The following is a 22,011-nucleotide window of genomic DNA, read 5'->3' on the forward strand; positions in this document are numbered from 1 at the left end:
TTTTTTTCTTTCTCAGGATGCTTTGACGACTACCGCCGTGATGTTGTCCGGCGCGCCCCGGGTCAAGCCCAGATGCACCAGGCTGCGGACCACCTGGTAGGGGTCCGCGTGGCCCAGCACTTCGCACAGTTCGTGGTCGTCGGCGGTCTTGTTCAGACCGTCGCTGCAGAGCAGGAAACTGTCTCCCGGCAGCACGACGAACCGCGATTCCTCCAGCTCCAGGTCATCCTGCACGCCGATGGCCCGGGTCACGATATTGGCCATGGGGTGCGCCCTGGCCTCCGTTTCGTTGAGCAGGTGGCTGTCCACCAGGTCCTGGACATAGCTGTGGTCGCGGCTGATGCCTTCCAGGCGCCCTTCCCGCAAGCGGTACAGGCGGCTGTCGCCGGCCCACAGGCAGGTGCCTTCGCCCCCGCGCGCGGCCAGCACCACCACGGTGCTGCCCATCATGTTCACCCCGCGCTGGGCCGCCTCGGCCCGCACCAGGGTATTGACGTGCACCAGCGCCGCGCGCAGGGCCTCCACGTAGAGGTCCAGCGCATCGGTGCAAGGCACGCCACGGAGCGTATCGACGATCAGGTTGCTGACGTAGTCACCGGCGGCGTGTCCGCCCATGCCATCGGCCACCACCCAGAGCCCGCGTTCGCAGGCGTCCAGGCAGGCGTCTTCGTTGACCTGGCGGACCATCCCCACATGGCTGTGGCTGGCCGACTGGTACTGCGTGACAGGAGGCAGCGGCATCACAGGCTCCCGAAATCGATCTGCCCGATGGCCGGGGGCTGGCCGACGGCGCCCTCGCCCACCAGGAGGCGACTGAAGTAGCGGGTCGGCGGCAGCCCCTGGAACCTCACCAGTTGCGCCTCCACCCGTTGTGATCCCCGTCCCCAGAAGAAGCTGCAGCCCTCGCCCGCCAGTTGGCCGAGCACCGCGCGACGCGCCGCCTCGCCCTCCACCGGGTAGGCCAGTGCGCCCAGGTCGCTGACCCGGGGCGTCACCCGTGGGCTTGCCTCCGGCGCGCCCAGGGCCTGGACCCCGCGCTCGAAGGCATCGACGTCCGCCTCCGGCTCCAGGGTCGACAGCAACAAGGCCTCGGCCTGTTCGAACCAGGCATCGGCGCCCCCCACCAGCGCGCCGCTGTTGCACGACGGCTCCAGCGCCACGGCGATGGTGAGGGGGAAATAGCGGCCCACGCGGTCGATGCTGGGCATCATCACGCCGGCCACCGCCTCGGGCACCAGCAGGCCCGGGGCGATGCTGAAGCGCCACAGCGGGCTGATCAGGTAGGCGTCGAGCCAAGCGCCGCCCAGCTCGGCCTGGCTTTCCGCCATGCCGGCGGCCAGCCAGCGGTCCCAGGCCTCGATGAAGGCCGGGGTCAGGCCGCGATGGATGAAGTCGCCGCGGCCGGCGAGCTTGCCGTAGAAACCCGCTGCGCTCATAGCCGCTCCGGCAGGCCGAAACCGCTCACCACGCGGCTGCGGAACGGGTTGAAGGCGCTGCTGGCACGCAGCTCGCTGGAGATGCTCAGGTTGTCCACGCGCATGCGCAGGGTGAAGCGGTCCGGCGCGTTGCCCTGGGTCAGGTCGGACTGGTCCAGCAGGCGGAACCAGGCCCACGGGCCCTCCAGGGTCAGGCCGGAACGACCGGCGCTGGTGGGCGGGGTCACGCTCAGGCGCACCACGCCCAGGCTGTTGGGGCTCGGCCATTGCATGGCCACCGGGCGGCTCGGGCCGTGGTCATAGCTGAACTGCTGGCCGTCCAGGTCCAGCTGGAACTGGTCGATGGCGGCGTCCATGGCCACCGCCTTCAGCTCGAAGCGCACCATCGGCGTGGTGTTGCCGGAGCGGAAGAACGCATCGCGGATCTGCGCCGCACGCTGGAAGGTGCCCAGCACGCCGGCGCTGATGCCCAGCTTCTCCGCTGCGCCCGGCTGCCAGCGCCAGGTGGTGGCGGAGGTGTCGACGTAGGGCTGCAGGTACTTGCGGAAGTAGCTGTCCATCACCCCGCCGACGCCGAAGAAGGCGCCGAAGTCGTCCAGGGTGGCGTCGCGGGTGCTGTTGCGGTCCAGCGGGTAGCGACCGGCCAGGGACTGCCGGTAGACGTTGACCACCTCGGCCGTCCAGGCGGCGTTCAGCTGGTTGCGGATGCCGCCCATCATGGTGTTGGTGGAGGCGCTGACCACCGACTTGACCAGCCCCTGCACCAGCGGCGGCTGGCGCTCGGCGCCGAGGCTGACGCGCTGGGCGGCGGCCTGGGCCTGGTTCTTCGCCTCGCCCAGCAGCTGGTCGCCGCTGGCGCCGCTCATGGCGCTGAGCTGCACGTAGAGGGCGTTGAGGTCGGCCAGCAGGGCCTCGATGGGCGCGGCGGTGTCACCCTCGCCCTTGTCCACCAGGCTGTTCAGCTCGGCGAAGTGGCGGCTGATGGGGTCGTCCGCACCCGGCTGGGCCGGTTGCTGGGTGTCGTCCCCGCCCTGCCCCACCAGGGCCTTGAGCTTGTCGACGGCGCCGTTGCCTTCCTTCGCCAGCTTGGCGGCGGCCAGGCGCTCTTCCTTCTGCAGGTCGGTCTCCTTGGCCACCGCTTCCAGCAGCTTCTTCAGCGGCGACTGCGGGCCGGACAGCACCCGCAGCACATCGGCCGCCTGGCCGGTGCTGGTGATGGGCACGAAGTCGATGTCGGCCAGCAGCGCATCCCACTGCCGCAGGTAGTCCTGGAAGTACAGCTGGCGCACTTCCAGGGCCAGGCTGGCGGCGTCCTGGGCGTCCTCCACGGTGCGGCCGAGCACCCACTGCTCCTCGGCCAGGGTCCCGGCCTGGCTCAGACTGGAAACCATGAACACCTCACGGTAGCCACGCTGGGTGAAGAAGCCGGGCAGCGGGTCGTTCAGCGGCTTGCCGCTCTTGCGTGCGAAGACCAGCGCGGCGTCGCGGCCGGCGGCTTCGCTGATACGGAAGTCCGGCACGTTCTGCGGCAGCTTCTGGCGCTTGACGCGGTCGTACACGCGCTGGGCGACGGACAGCTGCTGCAGCTGGCGACGGGTGTCCTGCACCAGGTCGTCGTCCAGGCGCACGGCCGGCGGCGCGCGGTCGTACAGCGCGGCCAGGTGGTCGTTGAGGGCCTGGCGCTGTTCCGGCGCCAGGTCGCGGGGCAGGCTGCGGTCCCAGTCCAGGGCGATCCAGGCCTTGATGAAGTCGCCGTCGTAGTGCTCCGGGTCGGCCAGCATCAGGTAGGCCTTGAGGCCCTCGTAGAGGAAGTCGGAACTGCCGCCCCCGCGCAGCTGCTCTTCCAGGCGTGCCATGACCCGGGGGGCCATGACCGCGATCAGCAGCTTGCGGTACACGCTGGCGCCCTCGGCGCCGAGCATGTCGCCCTGGTAGAGGCCGAAACCCTCGGCCCACGACGGCGCGTCACCCGGCGCATTGCGGATGGCATTGAGCAGCGGCAGCACCGCCAGCACATCGCGCTGGGCCGGGCTGAGGGCCTGCAACTGGCCGTGCAGCGGCTTCACCCGCGCATCCACTTCGGCGATGTAGGCCTGGTTGGCGCGGAAGCTGGCGATCCACACGCCCAGCACGGCCAGCACCAGCACCACGGTGGCGGCAAGCACGCCCCGGGCGATCCAGGTGCGCTGGCGCTCCACCTTCGGGTTGGCGCCCACCAGGCCGCGTTCGCCGAAGGCCACCTCGCGGAACAGCCGCTCGATGAAGTAGCTGCGTCCGGTGCCGGTCTGGCGCGCCAGGTGCTGGCGGTCCAGGTTCATGCTCTGGGCCATGGCACCGATCAGGCGGTCGATGGGGCTGCCTTCCTGGGTGCCGCTGGTGAAGTACACGCCGCGCAGCAGCGGGCGCTCTTCATAGGGGTTGGGCTTGAACACGCCGTCGAGGAAGCCCGACAGCGCATCACGCAGGGCCGCGAACTGCTGCGGGAAGCCGTAGATCAGGTCGCGACGGGCGGGGTCGCGCTCCTGCTGCAGGCGCTCCACCAGGCGCTCGTTGAGGCGCTGTTCGAGCAGGGCGAACTCGCTGCCGAACACCGACAGCGGGCCCTCGGCGCTCTTGCCGTCGTCCAGGGCGAAGGTCATGCCCCAGACCTGGGCGCGCTCTTCCTTGCTCAGCGCGTCGAAGAACTCCATGAAGCCCGGCACCAGGTCGAGCTTGGTGAGCATCACGTAGATGGGGAAACGCACGCCGAGCTGGGTGTACAGCTCCTGCACCCGGGCGCGGATGGCGCGGGCGTGGGCGGCACGCTCGGTCTCGCTGCCCAGCAGCAGGTCGGACAGGCTGATGGCGACGAAGGCACCGTCGATGGGGCGGCGCTTGCGCTGGGTCTTGAGCAGGTCGAGGAAGCCCAGCCAGGCGGCCTTGTCCACTTCGGCGTGGCTGTCCTGGGTGGTGTAGCGTCCGGCGGTGTCCAGCAGCACGGCCTCGTCGGTGAACCACCAGTCGCAGTTGCGGGTGCCGCCGACGCCACGGATGGCGCCCGAGCCCATGTGCTCGGCGAGGGGGAAGTTGAGGCCGGAGTTGACCAGCGCAGTGGTCTTGCCCGAACCCGGCGGGCCGATGATCACGTACCAGGGCAGCTCATAGAGGTTGCGCCGCTCATGGCCGCCGAGCTTGGCGCGCTTGAGCAGGGCCAGGGCCTCGTCCATGCGCTGCTTGAGGGTGGCCAGCTCTTCGCTGGTGGCCACGGTGGCGGCGTCGGGGGCGACGGCCACCAGGCCCTGCATGACCTTGGCCGCGTTGCGCCGGGCCTGGATCAGGCGCAGCACGCGCCAGCCGATCCACACGGCGAACAGCAGGATGATGATCACCCAGCGCACGGTGGCCGAAGCCAGGGGCTCGAAGCCGCCGATGGCGATGAGCGGGCCGACGAACCAGATCACCAGGCTGAGGGCGATCAGGCCCAGCACCGGGATGACCCAGCGGGCCAGGAAACTGAAAAACGCCTTCACTCGACGCCCTCCGCGAAAACAGTGATCTCCACCCGGCGGTTGCGCGAACGGCCGTCGGCGGTGTCGTTGGATGCGACCGGCTCGGTGTCGCTGCGGCCTTCGGCGCGGAAGCGCTCGGGCTGGCCGGTCTTGGCGGCGAGCACGTCCATGACCTGCTGGGCGCGGTCCTGGGACAGCTTCCAGTTGGACGGGTAGCGCAGCGTGGCGATGGGCCGGTTGTCGCTGTGGCCGGTGACCAGCACCTGGCCCTTGACCTTGCGGATCGCCTCGGCGATGCGCAGCAGCAGCGGCTGGAAGTCGTCATCGATGCTGGCGCTGCCGGAGGCGAACAGCTGGTCGCCACGGATGGTCACCACGGAGCGGTCCACGGCGTCTTCCACGGCCACCTTCTGCTGGCGGATCTCGTCGGCGAGGAAGCCGGCCAGGCGCGGGCGCTCGACGATCTTCGGCTTCTGCGGCGGACGGTCGATGGTCTGCACCGGGATGTCGCCCAGGGCATGCAGGTTCTTGAACACCGGCTCGGCCTCGGCGGCCAGCTTCAGCCGCATGCCGAACAGCAGGGCCAGCAGCAGCGCCGCGCCGATGGCGATCACCACCCAGGGCGGCAGGAACTGGCGCAGGCGGTCACGGGCGACCACCAGGCCGCGCCAGTGCGGCGACAGCTCGCGCTCGATCTCGCCATGGGTGGCACGGATGGTGGCGGCCACCCGCTCACGCAGCGCGTCCAGCTGGCTGCGGCCGTCGTTCATGACCCGGTAGCGGCCTTCGAAGCCGAGGCTGATGCACAGGTACAGCAGTTCGAGGATGTGCAGGCGCTGGCGCGGGTTCTGCAGGCAGTGGTCGAGCAGCTGGAACACCTTCTCGCCACCCCAGGCCTCGTTGTGCAGGGTGATCAGCAGGCTCTGCTTGCCCCACTCGCTGGCACTGCCCCAGGGGGTGCTCATGACCGCCTCGTCGAGGGCGGTGCAGAGCACGTAGCGGCTGAGCATCACCTCGTCCTGGGGGACGCCGGCGGCGCGGGCCTTCTCTTCGAACTGGCGCAGGTAGCCCAGCAGCTGCGCGCGCAGGCTGGCGGGCATCGGGTGGGCGATGGTGTTGCGCAGCCGGGTGAGCAGCGCCAGCATCGGACCGGCGGCGTTCTCCAGGGGGTTCAGGCCCAGGCCGCGCGCGGTGAGCATCGGCCCGCTGGCCGGGGCCGGGCCGGGCGGCGGTGCATCAGGGCGCGGCGCCGTCGGCTCGGGGCCACGCCCGCCCGGGCGCGGCATGATCATGGTGCGGTCGTTGTTGTTGCCGCCACTGCCGCCACCGATGGGCGGGCCGCCGAAGGGATCGTCGATCGGGTGCATCGCGAATTAACTCCGGATGGCCCAGAAGGCCAGGTTGAGGCCGGGGAACTTGCCGGCGATGTGGAAGGCGAAGCCGCCGGAATGCACCAGCTGCTTCCAGTGGTCGCTGCCGCGGTCCAGTTCGAAATAGGTGCTGCCGGCGTGGTACGGCAACTGGCGCGGCGCCACCGGCAACGGCAGCAGGCCGATGCCCGGCAGCTGCAGGTTGACCAGGTCGCGGATGTGCTCCACCGAACCCACCTTGGCCTGCTGCGGGAAGTGGCCACGGATGGATTCGCCGGGCACGTCGGCGCGCACCACGAGGATGAACGCGGAGTTCTCCAGCAGCGTGCGGTCGGCCAGCATCGCCACGTGCACGCCGTAGGCCTTCTCGACGATGGGGATCGGCACCGCGCGGCTGTCGATGACCATCGACAGGGCCTGGCGCAGGGCCAGCATCACCGGGGCGAAGCTGTTGGCCAGGTCGTCGTGCTCATAGGCCGGGTATTCGGCCGGGCGCCGGCCACTGGCGGTGAAGGTGGAGAACTCGCCGGCCAGGGCCACGGCCTCGCGGTAGAAGTCCTCGGGGTGCAGCGGGGCGATGCGCGCCAGGTGCGCCACCAGGGGCTCGGCACGGTTGACCAGTTGCAGCAGCAGGAAGTCGGCGATTTCCGAGGCGCCGCCCGCGCCGGAGGCGACCACGCGGCCGGCCAGGGCTTCGCCACGCTGGTGCAGCAGGCCCAGCAGCTCGCTGCGGAAGGCCGCCAGCGGCTTGGACACGGCCACGTCCAGCAGCGGCGGGATGTAGGACTCGTCCAGCACCACGGCGCGGTCGGCGCGCTTCTCCAGCACCCGCACCACGCCCACGGCGGCGTATTCGCCCAGGCCGTCGCGCTCGGTGACCAGGCGCAGGGCGCGACCGCCGATGGACACGGGGGCACGGCTTTCGAAGGCGGCGTTGTCGTCGCGCACTTCGCGCACCTGGCTGCGGTAGCGGGCACCGCCCAGCTCCTCGCCCTCCTCCACCGTGTCACGGGCACCAGCCCGCTTGAGCGGCAGGGCCAGGTAGATGATGCCGTCGCGCAGGCTCTCTTCCACGTCGAACGGCTCCGGCGCCACGTCGTCGCCGGGGATGTCGAACGGGGTGCCGTCGGGCAGCAGGCCACGGGCGGAGAGGATCGCCAGCTTGCCCTGGGAGAGCAGCGACTCGTCGATCTTCAGCTCGGAGAACCCCCAGCTGCCGGGGCGCAGCGAACGGCAGCGCCCTTCCACCAGGGCTTCGAGGTAACGGTCATGCTGCTGGAAGTGCTGCGGACGCAGGAACATCCCTTCCGACCAGACCACACGGTTGTTCCATGACATGGGCTGTCTCCGCTTTTCAGTGTTCGGTGATGGGCGCCGGCGCGACGGTCACGCCGCGTGCGCCGAACTTGAGGCTGTAGGCGCTGGTCTGGTTCAGCGGAACGGTGATGACGTCACGCCAGACGGCGGCATCCAGTTCGCGGTAGCCGACCACGATGCCGAGCTGCCGGGTGCCCTCGTCGAGGGTGCGCTCCTGCATCTGGCGATCGGACGGCTTGACCAGCAGTTCGTCCTGGGCGACCAGGTCGGCGGCGAGGGTCGCCTGGGCCTTGTCCACCAGGGAGAAGTAATCGGCACGGCTGAAGGTGGTGGCGTTGCGCAACTCGTACAGGCGCACCCGCACCGGCGTGCCGGCACCGCCGGGCAGCGCGTTGAGGTCGGCACTGGCTTCGATCTGCAGCTGCACCACGGTGGGCGGCGGCGGGGCTTCCTTTTCCGGCTCGGAGGCACAGGCGCTGAGCAGCGCGGCCATGGCGAGCAGAAGAATCCTTGGCATTCGGTACGTCCTCGTTGACTGCTGTTGATCCACGGAAGCGACGGCGGGACGGGCCTGGCCACGCCCCGGCAGGCGGGCGGCGCTAGCCACCGCGCAACCTGGCGCTGTGCTCCTCGTAGGCGCGACTGAACTCGCGTCCGAACAGGTCCTGGAAGTCGTCCTCGGCCTCCCGCGAGATGCTCGCGTAGAGGTCGGTGAACAACTCCCAGTACTGCGACTGCCGGGAACCCGGCAGCAGGGCCGACAGGCCCGATGGCTTGCTCAGGCGGGCTTCGAGGGTGGCGGGCTCGAAGCGCTTGAGCAGGTGTTTGATGGCAGCCTGCACACCGGCCATGACGGCCAGCTGGTGCGCCTTGACGTCATCGAAGCTCTCCTTCACCGCCTGGTCCGGCGGCATGAAGGCGGCGTTGCCGTGGCGCAGCAGGAGCAGCAGCGCCTCGTCGGCATTGGGGGCGAACTTGAGCGGGTTGTTCTCCACCGGGCGGATCATGGTCTGCGACATGCGGAACTCACCCTTGAGGCTGGAGCGCGCGCGCAGCACGTCCACCAGCCCCTCCACCATCAGCCGGTAGCTGCGCCCGATGGCCTCCATCTGCGCGGCCGCCTCGGCACGGTCGATGCGCAGCTGGGACAACCCGGCGCCGCGCAGGAAGGCTTCCAGCAACTCGCCCTGGGGCGCCTGGACAGCCCCCTGGGGCGGCGCGGCAACCGGGGGAACCGCCTGGGGCGGCGTGGCGGCAGGCGGCGTCGGCACCGGCATGGCCGCGGCCAGGGGTTCGAGCGGCGGCGTGGCAATGGCGGCGTGGGTGGCCTGGGCGGTGGGTGTCAGCGCCGGGGCGACGGGCACGTCCAAAGGCGCTTGCACGGACACGGCCACCGGCGCCTCGGCCTGGGGGCTCGGCTCGAACGGGGTGCTGCCGAACAGCACGGCCATCGGGTCCGGCTGGGCGGCAGCCTGGGGCGGCGGCACGGACGTGGCCTGAGCATCGCTGACAGGCGTGCCGATCCCGGCGAAGAAATCCTCGGGCACTTGCATCGGCGCCGGCTCGGGCACCTGGGGCGTGGCGGCCGTGGGCATCGGCACCGGAATCGACGGGGCCGCCGACGGGGTGGAGAGGCCGAGGTCGGCAAAGGGGTCCCAGTCGGCCGGGATCGCATGGGCCTCGGCAGCGGCGGCCGGGGGCGGCGTCACGCTGGGCAGCGGCGGCGGCGCGGGCGGAGCCACCGGCGTCGGCGGGCGGAAGTCATGGCGCTCGGCGGGCACGTGATCGGGAATCGCGGCCGCCGGCGGTGGCGCCGGGTTGAGGAAATCAAACAGGTCCGGCTTGGTGTCCAGCGGCGAGCCGCCCATGGGCATCTGGGTGGCCGAGGGCGCGGCGTAGGGTTCGGGGATGGCGCTGGAGGCGACCTGTCGGCTCATCAGCGCATCGAAATTGCTGAACGGGTCCGCACCGCCCACCGACGGGGCAGCGGCCGGGCCGCTGGAGAACGGCTGCGAGGTGGCCGGCGCGGTGATCTGCACGAGGATCTCGTACTCGCCGAGCTTGAGCACTTCGCCATCATTGAGGCGCTCGCTGTTGCCCCGGCGCAGGCGGATGCCCGACTGCGCGAGCATCACGCCGTTGGTGCTGGTGTCGGTGAGGTAGTAGACGCCGTCACGGCTCTGGATGGTGCAGTGCTGGCTGGACACCAGGCGCTCGGGATCGGGGAGCACCCAGTCGTTTTCCGTACCACGACCTATCCTCAGTTCACCACGGTCCAGCTCGGCGTCGGGACGTTGCCCGGGGGTGAGCTTGTGATAACTGGTGATGGTCAAACGCAGTGGCATTGCGACTCCTTGCACATCTCACTGGAGAGGGGCGCGAACACCGAACCCTTCGATGCCGTGCAACAGCGCGCCGGTCCGGACCCTGCACGTGCCCCTGTTTCGCCAAGCCGCGCGAACACTCTCAGCGAAGAAAAATCTGATGGCTTTAGCCGACTTATCTTAGAACGAAAAAAGTAAACTTTTACAATCCGAAGAGGCTAGCGTCGACTAGCGCACATCTGTCGGTTGTGGTTCGCGTTTGTCTTGACAAGGGCAAAATACGACCCGAAAAATGGATAGGAGTTGCAGCGGTTGAGGCCAGAAAAATGGCGTCACCAAGACGTTGATCCAAGGGACTGTGATCAAGTCGTACGTCTGCTCCAGAACCATGCTCGCCCCAGCCCTGACAAGGAGAACACCCACCGTGGTGGACGTGTCGCACCTGCTTTCCCCCGTTTCCGCCGAGTCCCCGTGCGGTGACGACCTCGAATACGACGCCTCGTATCTCGAACTCGAACGAATCGCCCAAGGCCAGCCCGAACGTCAGATGGGCGACTCCGTGCTGCCTGCCGAACCGCCCGCGTGGCGCGACGTGCGCGAGCTGTCCAGCCAGTTGCTGGGCCGCAGCAAGGACCTGCGCATCGCCAACTACTTCCTGCAGAGCGCCATCGCCCTGGAAGGCCTCGCCGGCCTGGCCCAGAGCCTGACGCTGGTGCGCGAGCTGCTGACCCAGTTCTGGGATGGCGTGTACCCGCAGCTCGACGCCGACGACGACAACGACCCGACCTTCCGCATCAATGCCCTCACCGGCCTCGCCTCCGAGCCGGTGATCCGCCTGGTGCGCGAGGCGAACCTGACCAGCTCCCGTGCCTTCGGAGCGGTCACTTTGCGTGCTGCCCTGAACGCCCTCGACCTGCAGCGGTTCCCCAGCGAAACGCTGACCGCCGAGCAGCTCCAGGGCGCCTTCCGCGACACCGACCCGGCGCTGCTGGAAAGCACCCGCCAGGCCCTCACCGACGCCCAGTCCGCACTGGCGGCCATCGAGTCGACGCTGTCCGACCAGGTCGGCTCGGCCCAGAGCGCCGACCTCGCCCCGCTCAAGCAGCTGATCCGCCAGGCCCTGCAGATCGTCAAGGAGCACGCGCCCCTGGACGACAGCGCGCCGGCCGAAGACGCCGCGACGGGCGACGGCGACGGCAGTGCCGGCGAGAGCCCGGTCGCCGTGGCCAGCGCGCCGCGCGCCGCCGCCCACGAGATCAACAACCGCGACGACGTGTTGCGCACGCTGGACCGCATCCTCGCCTACTACGAGCGCCAGGAGCCCTCCAGCCCGGTTCCGATGCTGCTCAAGCGCGCCCGGAAGCTGGTCACGGCGGATTTCGCCGAGATCGTGCGCAACCTCATCCCCGATGGGATGTCGCAATTCGAGAATTTGCGCGGCCCCGAGTCCGAGTAACCCCGATCCGGCAGACCGTGCATCCGTTACCGGCTAGCGGCCGATGACGCCCCAACAGCCGTAAAGGCAGCGAAGGAGGAGCAACCATGGGTAGCACCAGCAGTCAGAAATTCATCGCGCGCAACCGCGCACCCCGCGTCCAGATCGAGTACGACGTGGAGCTCTACGGCGCCGAGAAGAAGGTGCAGTTGCCCTTCGTCATGGGCGTCATGGCCGACCTCGCCGGCAAGCCGGCCGAGCCCCAGGCCGCCGTCGCCGACCGCAAGTTCCTGGAGATCGACGTCGACAACTTCGACTCGCGCCTCAAGGCCATGAAGCCGCGCGTCGCGTTCAACGTGCCCAACGCCCTGACCGGCGAAGGCAACCTCTCCGTGGACATCACCTTCGAGAACATGGACGACTTCAGCCCGGCCGCCGTGGCGCGCAAGGTCGACTCCCTGAACCAGCTGCTCGAAGCCCGCACCCAGCTCGCCAACCTGCTGACCTACATGGACGGCAAGACCGGCGCTGAAGAACTGATCATGAAAGCGATCAAGGACCCGGCCCTGCTGCAGGCTCTGGCCAGCGCGCCGAAGCCGCAGGACAACGAGCCGCAAGCCTAAGAGGACAACCAGATGGCCGAGTTGATGACCGACGCCGCGCCCCAGGCCGGCCAGACCACCGAGCAGACCAGCGAGTTCGCCTCGCTGCTGCTGCAAGAATTCAAGCCCAAGACCGACCGGGCCCGCGAGGCGGTGGAAACCGCCGTGCGCACCCTGGCCGAGCATGCGCTGCAGCAGACCAACCTGATCTCCAATGACGCGATCAAGTCGATCGAATCGATCATTGCCGCGATCGACGCCAAGCTCACCGATCAGGTCAACCTGATCATGCACCACGCCGATTTCCAGCAGCTGGAAAGCGCCTGGCGCGGCCTGCACTACCTGGTGAACAACACCGAGACCGACGAGCAGCTGAAGATCCGCGTGCTGAACATCTCCAAGGGCGAGCTGCACAAGACCCTGAAGAAGTTCAAGGGCACCGCCTGGGACCAGAGCCCGATCTTCAAGAAGCTCTACGAAGAGGAATACGGCCAGTTCGGCGGCGAGCCCTACGGCTGCCTGGTGGGCGACTACTACTTCGATCAGTCCCCGCCGGACGTGGAGCTGCTGGGCGAGATCGCCAAGGTCTCCGCCGCCATGCACGCACCGTTCATCTCCGCCGCCTCCCCCACCGTGATGGGCATGGGTTCCTGGCAGGAGCTGTCCAACCCGCGTGACCTGACCAAGATCTTCACCACCCCGGAATACGCCGGCTGGCGCTCGCTGCGCGAGTCCGAGGATGCGCGCTACATCGGCCTGACCATGCCGCGCTTCCTGGCCCGCCTGCCCTACGGTGCCAAGACCGACCCGGTGGAGGCGTTCGCCTTCGAGGAAGACACCGCCGGCGCCGACAGCAGCAAGTACACCTGGGCCAACTCGGCCTACGCCATGGCGGTGAACATCAACCGCTCGTTCAAGCTCTACGGCTGGTGCTCGCGCATCCGTGGCGTGGAGTCCGGTGGCGAAGTGCCGAACCTGCCGGCGCACACCTTCCCCACCGACGACGGTGGCGTGGACATGAAGTGCCCGACCGAGATCGCCATCTCCGACCGCCGTGAGGCCGAGCTGGCGAAAAACGGCTTCATGCCCCTGCTGCACAAGAAGAACACCGACCTGGCGGCCTTCATCGGCGCCCAGTCGCTGCAGAAGCCGGCCGAGTACGACGACCCGGACGCCACCGCCAACGCCAACCTGGCCGCGCGCCTGCCGTACCTGTTCGCCACCTGCCGCTTCGCGCATTACCTGAAGTGCATCGTTCGCGACAAGATCGGCTCGTTCAAGGAGAAGGACGACATGCAGCGCTGGCTGCAGGACTGGATCCTCAACTACGTCGACGGTGATCCGGCGCACTCCACCGAAACCACCAAGGCCCAGCACCCGCTGGCCGCCGCCGAGGTGGTGGTCGAGGAAGTGGAAGGCAACCCGGGCTACTACAGCTCCAAGTTCTACCTGCGTCCGCACTACCAGCTCGAAGGGCTTACCGTGTCGCTGCGCCTGGTATCCAAACTGCCTTCGGCCAAGGGGGCCTGAGGCGCGTCACTTTAAGCGCCTGCCAGGTGGCGGGCGCGTCTGACAAGGTGGCGAAAGCCACGAAGGAGGAATAGATGGCTGTTGATATGTTCATCAAGATCGGGGACATCGAGGGTGAGTCCGCCGACAAGGTGCACGCCAAGGAAATCGACGTACTGGCCTGGAGCTGGGGCATGTCCCAGTCCGGCAACATGCACCAGGGTGGTGGTGGCGGCGCCGGCAAGGTGAGCGTCCAGGACCTGTCCCTGACCAAGTACATCGACAAGTCCAGCCCCAACCTGATGATGGCCTGCTCCAACGGCAAGCACTTCCCGGAAGCCAAGCTGACCATCCGCAAGGCCGGCGGCGAGAACCCGGTGGAGTACGTGATCATCACCATGAAGGAAGTCCTGATTTCCTCCGTGAGCACCGGTGGCAGCGGCGGTGAAGACCGTCTGACCGAGAACATCAGCCTCAACTTCGCCCAGGTCCAGGTGGACTACCAGCCGCAGAAAGCGGATGGCGCGAAGGACGGCGGCCCGGTCAAGTACGGCTGGAACATCCGCGAGAACGTGAAGATCTGATGTCTTCGCCAACGGTCCCGGCCCTGCCGGGACCGTTGTTGCTCCACCCTCCTCCCGGCGAGGCGAACCCCCATGGCAAAGCCTGCGTTCATCAACCTCTGGAACAACTACCCCACCGAGCAGCACCCGTGCGACGGCGGCTGGGACAACCAGTGCGCGATCCGCATGAGCCTCACGCTCAACGCCGAACGGTCCATCACCATCGACCGCAACACCTACCCGGAACCCAAGTGCGCACACGGCCACGCCCGTGGAGCCGAGTCGCTGGCCAACTGGCTGTGGCGAAACCACCTGGGACGTCCGCAGATCTTCACTGACGGTGCCGCCGCCAAGCGCACGCTCAACGAGCGCACCGGCATCATCTTCTTCAAGGACTGCTTCACCCGCAGCGGCGAGACCCGCGCCACCGGCGACCACATCGACCTGTGGAACCGTGGCCTGACCAAGACCTACGACGACCCGGCCAATCGCGCCGCCCAGGTCTGGTTCTGGGAGCTGGCATGACCCGCCCCACCCTGCTCCTCGCCTGTGCCCTGCTCCCCAGCCTGAACGCCTGCGCCGCCACCCCGCCCGGACCGGCCGCGCCCGAGCAGGCCATGCTGGGCGACCAGGCCCTGCACCTCGAAGACCAGGCCGGCCGCTGCACCCTGGTGCACCCCGCCGGCCGCCTTGAACTGGCCCTGCCCTCGCCCTGCGAATTCCACCGCAACGCCGAGGGCGCGCCGCGCATCGAACACCAGGGCGCGGTGCCCATCCTGCTGGTGCAGCACAGCCAGCCGGAGGCGCCCCCCGGCCAGGGCTGCGTGACCCGCCTGCAGGCCGTGCGCCTGCGCCAGGGCACGCTGCAAGCCTCGGCCCCCATGACCAACGCCAGCTGCCCGCGCGGGCCATGGGACCAGAAACTGTTCACCGGACCTTTCGACTGGTGACCCGGATTCCCCAAGAGCCCCATTCAATGCAGCCACGCTGCAGACAGGACGACCATGAACGCTGAAGAACTCTTGCGCGCCGGCCGCGTCGACGACGCCCTCAAGGCCCTCCAGGACCAGGTCCGCACCCAGCCGGCCAATGCCGAGCTGCGCGTCTTCCTGTTCCAGCTGCTGGCCGTGCTCGGCCAATGGAGCCGCGCCAACAACCAGCTGAAGGTGGCCGGCGAGCTGGATGCCGGCGCCCTGGCCATGGTGCAGACCTACCGCACCGCCCTGGAATGCGAGGCCCTGCGTGCCGAAGTGTTCGCCGGCCGCCTCACCCCGGTGGTGCTGGGCGAACCCGCTGACTGGGTGGCCCCGCTGATCCAGGCCCTCAAGCACGACGCCGACGGCCAGCCCGAAGCCGCCCAGGCCCTGCGTGACGCCGCCTTCGACGCCGCACCGGCGGTGGCCGGGCAGATCAACGAGCAGCCCTTCCAGTGGCTGGCCGACGCCGACCCGCGCCTGGGCCCGGTGCTGGAGCTGATCGTCAACGGCCGCTACGTGTGGCTGCCGATGCACAACATCCAGCACCTGGCCATCGAAGCCCCCACCGACCTGCGCGACCTGGTGTGGCTGCCGGTGGAGATCACCCTGGTCAACGGCGGCACCACCGTGGGCCTGATCCCCAGCCGCTACCCGGGCAGCCAGGACGACGCCGACGGCGCCATCCGCCTGGCGCGCAAGACCGACTGGCTGGACAGCGGCCTGCCCCTGGGCCAGCGCCTGTTCGTCACCGATGAAGGCGACGTCGCGCTGTTCGAGGTGCGCACCCTCGCCTTCGAGCAGCCGAGCGCCTGAACATGGCCGACCTGACGCTGCAGGAACGCCTGCAACCGTCCCTGCTCGATCGCCTCACCGACGACGATCCGGGCAACCCGAAGGAGAGCGCCGACAAGCGCGTGCTCTCCCTCACCCAGCTCAAGGCCTCGGTCCTGCGTGACCTGGCCTGGCTGTTCAACACCATTGCGCCGCTCGACAGCGACACCTCCGGCGAGATCCAGGCCGGCAGCTCGGTGGTCAACTACGGGTTGCCGCCGCTGGCCGGGCACACCGCCTCCAGCGTCGACGTGCAGGCCATCGAGGCCCTGCTCACCGAGACCATCGCCGGCTACGAGCCGCGCATCATCCGCTCCACCCTGCGCATACGCGCCCAGCTGGCAGCCGACCAGATGAACCACAACGCTTTGTCCTTCGAGATCGAGGGCGACCTGTGGGCCGAGCCCGTGCCCTTGCGCATGCTGCTCACCACCGACCTCGACCTGGAGACCGGCCACGTCCGCGTGGTGCCCGCCGAACAGGTCAGGAGGCGCAAATGAACCCGCGCCTGCTGGAGTACTACAACCAGGAGCTGCAGCACATCCGCGAGAGTGCCGCCGAGTTCGCCAGCGAGTACCCGAAGATCGCCGGGCGCCTGACGCTCTCCGGCATCGACTGCGCCGACCCCTACGTCGAGCGCCTGCTGGAAGGCTTCGCCTACCTCACCGCCCGCGTGCAGCTCAAGCTCGACGCCGAGTACCCGACCTTCACCCACAACCTGCTGGAGATCGCCTACCCACACTACCTGGCGCCGACCCCGTCGATGACCGTGGTGCAGCTGCAGGCCGATCCCAACGAGGGGTCGCTGGCCAGCGGCTTCGTGGTGCCGCGCAACGCCTCGCTGCGGGCCAGCCTGGGCGCCGACGCGCAGACCGCCTGCGAATACCGCACCGCCCAGCCGGTCAACCTGTGGCCGCTGGAAGTGACCAAGGCCGAATACTTCGGCAACCCCGCCGCCGCCCTCGGCCGCCTGGCCGCCAGCGAGCCCACCGCCAAGGCCGGCCTGCGCCTGCGCCTGCGTACCGGGGCGGGCCTGCCGTTCAACAGCCTGTCGCTGGAAGACCTGACCTTCTTCCTCCACGGCGCCGACGAGCAGCCCTTCCGCCTCTACGAGCAGCTGATGGCCAACGCCTGCGCCGTGTTCGCCCAGGCCCCCGGCGGCGAGTGGGTGGAGCGCCTGCCGCCGGACAGCCTGCGCTCGCGCGGTTTCGACGACGAGGACGCGGTGTTGCCGGTGGTGCCCCGCGCCTTCCAGGGCTACCGCCTGCTGCAGGAATACTTCGCCCTGCCCAACCGCTTCCTGTTCGTCGACCTGGCCAACCTGCGCCGCCCCGTGAAGCGCTGCGCCGGCCAGGAACTGGAGATCATCGTCCTGTTCAACCGCCTGGACAGCACCCTGGAAGGCAGCATCGGCGCCGACCTGTTCCGCCTGTTCTGCACCCCGGCGGTGAACCTGTTCCCGCGCCGGGCGGACCGCATCCACGTGAACGAGCGGGTCAACGAGCACCACGTGATCGTCGACCGCACCCGCCCGCTGGACTTCGAAGTGCACAGCCTCACCGAGGTGACCGGCCACGGCGCCGGCCCGGAGCAGCCGTTCCAGCCCTTCTATGCGGTGCGCGACCCCTCGCGCTACGGCCGTGAGCAGGCCTGGTACACGGTACGCCGCGAACCCCGCGTGCTCTCCAGCAACCAGCGTCGCAAGGGGCCACGCTCCACCTACATCGGCAGCGAGACCTTCATTTCCCTGGTGGACGCCAAGCAGGCMCCCCACCGCCACGACCTGCGCCAGCTGGGCATCGGCGCGCTGTGCACCAACCGTGACCTGCCGCTGTTCATGCCGGTGGGCACCGGGCGCAGCGACTTCACCCTGGAAGACAGCGCCCCGGTGCAGGCCGTGCGCTGCCTGGCGGGCCCGAGCCGGCCCAAGGCCAGCCGCGCCCATGACGCCAGCGCCTGGCGGCTGATCAGCCAGCTGTCGCTCAACTACCTGTCGCTGAGCCAGGACGGCCAGGGCGCTGCCGCCCTGCGCGAGATGCTGCGGCTGTACGGCGAGTCCAACGACCAGGCCCTGCAGATGCAGATCGAAGGGCTGCGCAAGGTCGCCAGCAAACCCTGCACCCGGCGCCTGCCGATGCCGGGGCCGATCGTCTTCGGGCGCGGCCTGGAGATCGACCTGGAGTTCGACGAGAACGCCTTCCGCGGCACCGGCGTGTTCGTGCTGGCCTCGGTGCTGGAACGTTTCCTGACACGCTACGTGTCGATCAACAGCTTCACCGAAACGGTGTTGCGGACCACTGAACGGGGCGAGGTGATGCGATGGCGGGCGAAGCCCGGACGTCGTCCGAATCTGTAGACACCCTCGCGGAAATGGAAGCCGCGCCCTGGAACTACGACTTCTTCCAGGCGCTGCGCCGCATCGAGTGCGAATACCCCGACCGGCCGCGCCTGGGCCATTCCCTGCGCCTGGCCGACGACCCGTTGCGCCTGGGCCAGAAGCCCGATTGCGGCTTCGCCCCGGCGACCCTGGCCAGCGTCGAGCACAACCCCGACGGCACGCCGCGCATCGAGCAGTACTTCTTCGGCCTCACCGGGCCCAACGGGCCGTTGCCGCTGCACCTGACCGAGTACGCCCGGGAGCGCCAGCGCAACAGCGCCGACGCCACCTTCAAGCGCTTCCTCGACGTCTTCACGCACCGCCTGCTGACGCTGTTCTACCGCTCCTGGGCCGAAGCCCGGCCGACGGTGAGCATGGACCGCCCCGACCAGGACTACTGGTCGCCGCGCCTGGGCGCCCTCTCCGGCCGGGGCATGGAAAGCCTGCTCGGCCAGGGGCCCATCGACGACGCCGCGCGCTACTACTACACCGGCCACCTGGCGGCGCAGACGCGCTACCCGGACGGCCTGCGCACCATCCTCGCGGAGTTCTTCGGCGTGCCGGTGGCCATCGAGGAATACGTCGGCCAGTGGCTGGAGCTGCCCGAGCGCAGCCGCCTGGGCGCGGCTGCCAGCACCCTGGGGATCGACCTGTGCCTGGGCACCCACGTGTGGGATCGCCAGCACAAGTTCCGCATCTGCATCGGCCCACTGGACCTGTCGCAGTACCAGCGCTTCCTGCCGGGCGGCGAACTGTTCCACGAACTGGCCGCCTGGGTGGCCGAATACCTGGGAGAAGAACTGGACTGGGACGCCAACCTGGTCCTCAAACGTGAGGACGTTCCGCCGCTGACGCTGTCCGGCGGGGACCGACTCGGCTTCAACACCTGGCTCGGCACCCCCGGCCAGGACGCAAAGGACCTGCTGCTGGCACGCCACTACGCTGACGCCACGCCGCGCCAATACCCGGATCGAGGAGAGTGAAAATGGGAGAAATCAGTCGCGCCGCGCTGTTCGGCAAGCTGAACAGCCTGGCCTACAAGGCCATCGAAGCCGCCACGGTGTTCTGCAAGCTGCGGGGCAACCCCTATGTGGAGCTGGTGCACTGGTTCCACCAGATCCTGCAGCTGCAGGACTCGGACCTGCACCAGATCATCCGCCAGTTCAGCATCGAGCCGGCGCGCCTGGCCAAGGACATCACCGAGGCCCTGGACCGCCTGCCGCGCGGCTCCACCTCCATCACCGACCTGTCCTCCCACGTCGAGGAAGCGGTGGAGCGCGGCTGGGTGTACGGCAGCCTGATGTTCGGCGAGAGCCAGGTGCGCACCGGCTACCTGGTGGTGGGCATCCTCAAGACCCCGAGCCTGCGCAATGCGCTGCTGTCCATCTCCCGCGAGTTCGAGAAGCTGAAGGTGGACACCCTCACCGAGCGCTTCGACGAAGTGGTCGGCGCCTCTCCCGAGAACGCCCTGACCGCCACCGACGGCTTCAACGCCGGCGCCCCGGGCGAAGCCAGCGGCGCCATGGCCCCGGCGGCCATGGGCAAGCAGGAAGCCCTGAAGCGCTTCACCGTGGACCTCACCGAGCAGGCCCGCAGCGGCAAGCTGGACCCGATCGTCGGCCGTGACGACGAGATCCGCCAGCTGGTGGACATCCTCATGCGCCGCCGGCAGAACAACCCGATCCTCACCGGCGAGGCCGGTGTGGGCAAGACGGCGGTGGTCGAGGGCTTCGCCCATCGCATCGTCGCCGGCGACGTGCCGCCCTCGCTGAAGGACGTGGAGCTGCGCGCCTTGGACGTCGGCCTGCTGCAGGCCGGTGCCAGCATGAAGGGCGAGTTCGAACAGCGCCTGCGCCAGGTGATCGAGGACGTCCAGAGCTCCGAGAAGCCGGTCATCCTGTTCATCGACGAAGCCCACACCCTGGTCGGTGCCGGTGGCGCCGCCGGCACCGGTGACGCGGCCAACCTGCTCAAGCCGGCCCTCGCGCGCGGCACCCTGCGCACCGTGGCGGCCACCACCTGGGCCGAATACAAGAAGCACATCGAGAAGGACCCCGCCCTCACCCGCCGCTTCCAGGTGGTGCAGGTGGACGAGCCCTCCGAGCACCGCGCCATCCTGATGATGCGCGGCGTGGCCTCGACCATGGAGCAGCACCACCAGGTGCAGATCCTCGACGAGGCACTGGAGGCGGCGGTCAAGCTGTCCCACCGCTACATCCCCGCGCGCCAGCTGCCGGACAAGTCCGTGAGCCTGCTGGACACCGCCTGCGCCCGCGTGGCCATCAGCCTGCACGCCGTGCCGGCGGAAGTGGACGACAGCCGCCGCCGCATCGAGGCGCTGGAGACCGAGCTGGCCATCATCGGCCGCGAACACGCCATCGGCGTGGCCATCGGCAGCCGCCAGGTGGACACCCAGGCCGCCCTGGAGGCCGAGCGCGCCCGCCTGGGCGAACTGGAAGCCCGCTGGGCCGAGGAGAAGGCCCTGGTGGACGAGCTGCTGGCCACCCGCGCCCGCCTGCGTGCCGCCGCCGAGCCGGTGGACGGCACCAGCCGCGAAGGCGGCGCCGACACCCCGCCGCTGGCCCCCGAGGAACTGGACGCCCTGCGCGCCCAGCTCACCGACCTGCAGGCGCGCCTAAGCACGCTGCAGGGCGAGGACCCGCTGATCCTGCCGACCGTGGACTACCAGGCCGTGGCCTCGGTGGTGGCCGACTGGACCGGCATCCCGGTCGGGCGCATGGCGCGCAACGAGATCGAGACCGTGCTCAACCTGGGCGGGCACCTGAAGAAACGCATCATCGGCCAGGACCATGCCCTGGAGATGATCGCCAAGCGCATCCAGACCTCCCGCGCGGGGCTCGACAACCCGAGCAAGCCGATCGGCGTGTTCATGCTCGCGGGCACCTCGGGCGTGGGCAAGACCGAGACCGCGCTGGCCCTGGCCGAGGCCATGTACGGCGGTGAGCAGAACGTCATCACCATCAACATGAGCGAGTTCCAGGAAGCCCATACCGTCTCCACCCTCAAGGGTGCTCCGCCCGGCTACATCGGCTACGGCGAAGGCGGCGTGCTGACCGAGGCGGTACGGCGCAAGCCCTACAGCGTGGTGCTGCTGGACGAGGTGGAGAAAGCCCACCCGGACGTGCACGAGATCTTCTTCCAGGTGTTCGACAAGGGCGTGATGGAAGACGGCGAAGGCCGGGTGATCGACTTCAAGAACACCCTGATCCTGCTCACCACCAACGCTGGCACCGACCTGATCGCCAGCCTGTGCAACGACCCCGAGCTGATGCCCGAACCCGAGGGCATCGCCAAGGCGCTGCGCGAGCCGCTGCTGAAGATCTTCCCGCCGGCGCTGCTGGGCCGCCTGGTGACCATCCCCTACTACCCGCTGAGCGACGAGATGCTCAAGAGCATCACCCGCCTGCAACTGGGCCGGGTCAAGAAGCGCGTCGAGTCGGGCCACAAGGTGCCGTTCGAGTTCGACGACAAGGTGGTGGACCTGGTGGTCTCCCGTTGCACCGAGACCGAGAGCGGGGGTCGCCAGATCGACGCCATCCTCACCAACAGCATGCTGCCGGACCTCAGCCGCGAGTTCCTCAACCGCATGCTGGAAGGCCGCAAGGTGGAGAAGGTGCAGGTGAGCGCCGAGAACGGCGAGTTCACCTACCGCTTCGAGTGAAGCGATGCGGCGCGCCCCGCCACGGGGTGCGCCGCCTGAATGTGGAAGGTTCCGGCGCGTCGGAACCCGGCAGTGACGCGTACAGCGCTAAGGAAGTGTG

Annotated in this window: 18 protein-coding genes; 11 read left to right on the forward strand and 7 right to left on the reverse strand. The window is 69.0% G+C overall.

Going from position 1 to position 22,011, the window contains the following annotated elements; all coding sequences use genetic code 11:
• Window positions 1-12 precede the first annotated feature (12 nt).
• The 7 genes from SZ55_RS14910 to tagH all read right to left on the reverse strand — a co-directional run bounded on the left by SZ55_RS14910 (window position 13) and on the right by tagH (window position 9,956).
• Entirely contained in the window at window positions 13-741 is a 729-nt protein-coding gene (locus SZ55_RS14910; protein ID WP_044407498.1) for a PP2C family protein-serine/threonine phosphatase, read from the reverse strand.
• A complete protein-coding gene (tagF, locus tag SZ55_RS14915) occupies window positions 741-1,436 on the reverse strand; it encodes a type VI secretion system-associated protein TagF (RefSeq protein WP_044407501.1) in 696 nt (231 codons plus the stop codon). The genes SZ55_RS14910 and tagF overlap by 1 nt, the downstream gene beginning before the upstream one ends.
• Window positions 1,433-4,945: a type VI secretion system membrane subunit TssM gene (gene tssM / locus SZ55_RS14920; protein ID WP_044407505.1), complete on the reverse strand. Its 3,513-nt coding sequence runs from the start codon at window positions 4,943-4,945 to the stop codon at window positions 1,433-1,435. Before tssM ends, tagF begins: the two co-directional genes overlap by 4 nt.
• A complete protein-coding gene (locus SZ55_RS14925) occupies window positions 4,942-6,291 on the reverse strand; it encodes a DotU family type VI secretion system protein (RefSeq protein ID WP_044407508.1) in 1,350 nt (449 codons plus the stop codon). Before SZ55_RS14925 ends, tssM begins: the two co-directional genes overlap by 4 nt.
• A 6-nt stretch (window positions 6,292-6,297) precedes the next feature.
• Window positions 6,298-7,632 carry a type VI secretion system baseplate subunit TssK gene (tssK, locus tag SZ55_RS14930; RefSeq protein WP_044407511.1) on the reverse strand — a complete coding sequence of 445 codons (1,335 nt, stop codon included), beginning with the start codon at window positions 7,630-7,632 and terminating at the stop codon, window positions 6,298-6,300.
• Between the two features lie 16 nt (window positions 7,633-7,648).
• Window positions 7,649-8,128: a type VI secretion system lipoprotein TssJ gene (tssJ, locus tag SZ55_RS14935; protein ID WP_044407514.1), complete on the reverse strand. Its 480-nt coding sequence runs from the start codon at window positions 8,126-8,128 to the stop codon at window positions 7,649-7,651.
• Between the two features lie 82 nt (window positions 8,129-8,210).
• Window positions 8,211-9,956 (reverse strand): type VI secretion system-associated FHA domain protein TagH, encoded by a 1,746-nt coding sequence (gene tagH / locus SZ55_RS14940; RefSeq protein WP_044407517.1) that lies wholly within the window; start codon window positions 9,954-9,956, stop codon window positions 8,211-8,213.
• Between the two features lie 403 nt (window positions 9,957-10,359).
• Between tagH and tssA the strand changes: the two genes are divergently transcribed.
• From tssA to tssH, 11 genes are all read left to right on the forward strand, one after another.
• Entirely contained in the window at window positions 10,360-11,391 is a 1,032-nt protein-coding gene (tssA, locus tag SZ55_RS14945) for a type VI secretion system protein TssA (protein WP_044407519.1), read from the forward strand.
• An 86-nt stretch (window positions 11,392-11,477) separates the two neighbouring features.
• Window positions 11,478-11,993, forward strand: a complete 516-nt coding sequence (gene tssB, locus SZ55_RS14950) for a type VI secretion system contractile sheath small subunit (protein ID WP_044407521.1) — start codon at window positions 11,478-11,480, stop codon at window positions 11,991-11,993.
• 12 nt (window positions 11,994-12,005) lie between these two features.
• Window positions 12,006-13,502: a type VI secretion system contractile sheath large subunit gene (gene tssC / locus SZ55_RS14955; protein WP_044407522.1), complete on the forward strand. Its 1,497-nt coding sequence runs from the start codon at window positions 12,006-12,008 to the stop codon at window positions 13,500-13,502.
• 74 nt (window positions 13,503-13,576) lie between these two features.
• Window positions 13,577-14,065, forward strand: a complete 489-nt coding sequence (locus tag SZ55_RS14960) for an Hcp family type VI secretion system effector (protein ID WP_044407523.1) — start codon at window positions 13,577-13,579, stop codon at window positions 14,063-14,065.
• Window positions 14,066-14,137: 72 nt separating this feature from the next.
• Window positions 14,138-14,569: a type VI secretion system amidase effector protein Tae4 gene (locus SZ55_RS14965; protein ID WP_044407525.1), complete on the forward strand. Its 432-nt coding sequence runs from the start codon at window positions 14,138-14,140 to the stop codon at window positions 14,567-14,569.
• Window positions 14,566-14,994 carry a hypothetical protein gene (locus SZ55_RS14970; protein ID WP_044407530.1) on the forward strand — a complete coding sequence of 143 codons (429 nt, stop codon included), beginning with the start codon at window positions 14,566-14,568 and terminating at the stop codon, window positions 14,992-14,994. The genes SZ55_RS14965 and SZ55_RS14970 overlap by 4 nt, the downstream gene beginning before the upstream one ends.
• Before the next feature lie 54 nt (window positions 14,995-15,048).
• Entirely contained in the window at window positions 15,049-15,834 is a 786-nt protein-coding gene (locus SZ55_RS14975; protein WP_044407532.1) for a type VI secretion system accessory protein TagJ, read from the forward strand.
• Window positions 15,835-15,836: 2 nt separating this feature from the next.
• Complete coding sequence (gene tssE / locus SZ55_RS14980; RefSeq protein ID WP_044407534.1) at window positions 15,837-16,352, forward strand: type VI secretion system baseplate subunit TssE; 516 nt, start codon at window positions 15,837-15,839, stop codon at window positions 16,350-16,352.
• Window positions 16,349-18,208 (forward strand): type VI secretion system baseplate subunit TssF, encoded by a 1,860-nt coding sequence (gene tssF, locus SZ55_RS14985; RefSeq protein ID WP_044407535.1) that lies wholly within the window; start codon window positions 16,349-16,351, stop codon window positions 18,206-18,208. Before tssE ends, tssF begins: the two co-directional genes overlap by 4 nt.
• Window positions 18,172-19,212: a type VI secretion system baseplate subunit TssG gene (tssG, locus tag SZ55_RS14990; protein WP_044407538.1), complete on the forward strand. Its 1,041-nt coding sequence runs from the start codon at window positions 18,172-18,174 to the stop codon at window positions 19,210-19,212. Before tssF ends, tssG begins: the two co-directional genes overlap by 37 nt.
• Before the next feature lie 2 nt (window positions 19,213-19,214).
• A complete protein-coding gene (gene tssH, locus SZ55_RS14995; protein ID WP_044407541.1) occupies window positions 19,215-21,911 on the forward strand; it encodes a type VI secretion system ATPase TssH in 2,697 nt (898 codons plus the stop codon).
• Window positions 21,912-22,011: the final 100 nt, after the last annotated feature.

Source organism: Pseudomonas sp. FeS53a (assembly GCF_000931385.1).
Lineage (GTDB): Bacteria > Pseudomonadota > Gammaproteobacteria > Pseudomonadales > Pseudomonadaceae > Metapseudomonas > Metapseudomonas otitidis.

Bases quoted from the DNA above. Each gene is read 5' to 3' on its own strand.
- SZ55_RS14910 (WP_044407498.1), bottom strand. From the start codon at position 741: ATGCCGCTGCCTCCTGTCACGCAGTACCAGTCGGCCAGCCACAGCCAT.
- tagF (WP_044407501.1), bottom strand. From the start codon at position 1,436: ATGAGCGCAGCGGGTTTCTACGGCAAGCTCGCCGGCCGCGGCGACTTC.
- SZ55_RS14925 (WP_044407508.1), bottom strand. From the start codon at position 6,291: ATGCACCCGATCGACGATCCCTTCGGCGGCCCGCCCATCGGTGGCGGC.
- tssK (WP_044407511.1), bottom strand. From the start codon at position 7,632: ATGTCATGGAACAACCGTGTGGTCTGGTCGGAAGGGATGTTCCTGCGT.
- tssJ (WP_044407514.1), bottom strand. From the start codon at position 8,128: ATGCCAAGGATTCTTCTGCTCGCCATGGCCGCGCTGCTCAGCGCCTGT.
- tagH (WP_044407517.1), bottom strand. From the start codon at position 9,956: ATGCCACTGCGTTTGACCATCACCAGTTATCACAAGCTCACCCCCGGG.
- tssB (WP_044407521.1), top strand. From the start codon at position 11,478: ATGGGTAGCACCAGCAGTCAGAAATTCATCGCGCGCAACCGCGCACCC.
- tssC (WP_044407522.1), top strand. From the start codon at position 12,006: ATGGCCGAGTTGATGACCGACGCCGCGCCCCAGGCCGGCCAGACCACC.
- SZ55_RS14960 (WP_044407523.1), top strand. From the start codon at position 13,577: ATGGCTGTTGATATGTTCATCAAGATCGGGGACATCGAGGGTGAGTCC.
- SZ55_RS14965 (WP_044407525.1), top strand. From the start codon at position 14,138: ATGGCAAAGCCTGCGTTCATCAACCTCTGGAACAACTACCCCACCGAG.
- SZ55_RS14970 (WP_044407530.1), top strand. From the start codon at position 14,566: ATGACCCGCCCCACCCTGCTCCTCGCCTGTGCCCTGCTCCCCAGCCTG.
- SZ55_RS14975 (WP_044407532.1), top strand. From the start codon at position 15,049: ATGAACGCTGAAGAACTCTTGCGCGCCGGCCGCGTCGACGACGCCCTC.
- tssE (WP_044407534.1), top strand. From the start codon at position 15,837: ATGGCCGACCTGACGCTGCAGGAACGCCTGCAACCGTCCCTGCTCGAT.
- tssG (WP_044407538.1), top strand. From the start codon at position 18,172: ATGGCGGGCGAAGCCCGGACGTCGTCCGAATCTGTAGACACCCTCGCG.
- tssH (WP_044407541.1), top strand. From the start codon at position 19,215: ATGGGAGAAATCAGTCGCGCCGCGCTGTTCGGCAAGCTGAACAGCCTG.